At 46.0% G+C, this 352-nt stretch carries 1 pseudogene; it reads left to right on the top strand.

The window, feature by feature from the left end:
* Positions 1-352, top strand: a pseudogene (locus HC733_RS22695) (IS3 family transposase); the annotation flags it as partial.

Raw genomic sequence — 352 nt, 5'->3', positions numbered from 1 at the left:
GTTAACGATGGAAAATGATTTTTTGGCGAAAGTGCTCGGTCGTTAGAGCGGGCACAGCGTAAGCATTCGCTGGATAAATCAACCCAACTATCAATAAAGCGTCAGTGTGAGCTACTCAATATTGCTCGCTCGACCGCTTACTATCAACCCATTGGTCTCTCTGCTGAGGAGATTGAGTTACGCCGTATGATTGATGAAATTCACCTCCAGTATCCCTTTATGGGCAGTCGGCGTATTCGTACTGAGCTGGCTAAAAAAAATCGCCTTGTTAATCGCAAGCGAATTGTCAGGATCATGCGGGAGATGGGCATCGGCGCGATTTATCCCAAGCCAAAAACAACACTAGCAAATA

The organism is Pseudoalteromonas sp. S16_S37, from assembly GCF_014694405.1.
Taxonomy (GTDB): Bacteria; Pseudomonadota; Gammaproteobacteria; order Enterobacterales; family Alteromonadaceae; genus Pseudoalteromonas.
This window is presented reverse-complemented; position numbering and strand designations above follow the sequence as displayed.